Genomic DNA, 961 nt, shown 5'->3' with positions numbered 1-961 from the left:
AACGCGGGGTTCTCGTCGCCGGCGACATGCTCTCTGATGTCTTGATTCCGATGCTCGACTTGAACGGCACCGTTGACCCGATCGAGGACTACCTCGCCGCGCTGCGGCTGCTGGAGGGCGTGGCGGGCGACGTCGATGTATTCGTCCCGGGCCACGGGTCCGCCGGCGGAGCTGACGAGGTACATGCCCGGATCGACCAGGATCGGGCGTACGTGCTCGCCTTGCGTGACGGCCGTGCTCTCAGCGACCCGCGGGTCGGCCCATCGGCCAAGTCCGGCTGGGAGTGGGTAAGCGATGTGCACAACGGGCAACTCCAGCGCCTCGCCCAAAGAAGCGAGCGCGACGGGGCGCCCCGCTAGCGATCGGTGTGCGACACAGCCAGTACGCGCGGGTCGCCGGTCGGGATCTGGGGCAGCGGCACGACGTTCTCCAGGGTGGCCGGGCTGGTCAGCGGGGGTTGCCCTCTGCGGCGGCGAGCTGGGCGTCTGCGAGGGTCTTGTGGACGACGCCGACGGAGACCTTCACTGCGGCGGCGATGGTGCGGATGGATTCGCCGCGCTTGCGGCGGTCGAGGATCGCGGCGCGTTTGTCGTCGTCGACAACGGGGCGGCGGCCGCCGACCCGGCCGCGTGCGCGGGCGGCGTCCAGACCGTTCTTGGTCTTGCGGATGATGTCGCGGCGCCGGTCCTCGGCCAGGGCGAGCGCGATGTCGAGGATCAGGGACCGTTCGGTGTGCTCGCCGGCCGCGATGCCTTCCAGGACCTTGACGCCGATGCCTTGCTGGAACAGGTCGTTGAGGACGATCAGCCCTTCCAGGAGGTTGCGGCCGAGCCGGTCGACCTCGTGGACGGTCAGCAGGTCGCCCTCGCGGATGTAGCCCAGCGCGTTCAGGAGGTCTGGCCGGTCGTCGGTGGCGAGCTTGCCGCTGGTCTTCTCCTCGAAGACCTTCAGGCAGATCGGG

1 protein-coding gene and 1 pseudogene are annotated in these 961 nt (G+C 69.5%); one reads left to right on the top strand and one right to left on the bottom strand.

Translation table 11 applies throughout. The annotated features are described in order from the left end of the window. Positions 1-359 (top strand): annotated as a pseudogene (locus ACFLIM_RS50240) (MBL fold metallo-hydrolase); the annotation flags it as partial. Positions 360-447: 88 nt separating this feature from the next. Here the strand turns inward: ACFLIM_RS50240 and ACFLIM_RS50235 are convergent. Next, positions 448-961, bottom strand: a 514-nt coding sequence (locus ACFLIM_RS50235) for a recombinase family protein (RefSeq protein WP_393178039.1), incomplete at its 5' end; no start/stop codon positions are given.

It is taken from the genome of Nonomuraea marmarensis (genome assembly GCF_043197025.1).
Classification (GTDB): Bacteria; Actinomycetota; Actinomycetes; order Streptosporangiales; family Streptosporangiaceae; genus Nonomuraea; species Nonomuraea marmarensis.
This window is presented reverse-complemented; position numbering and strand designations above follow the sequence as displayed.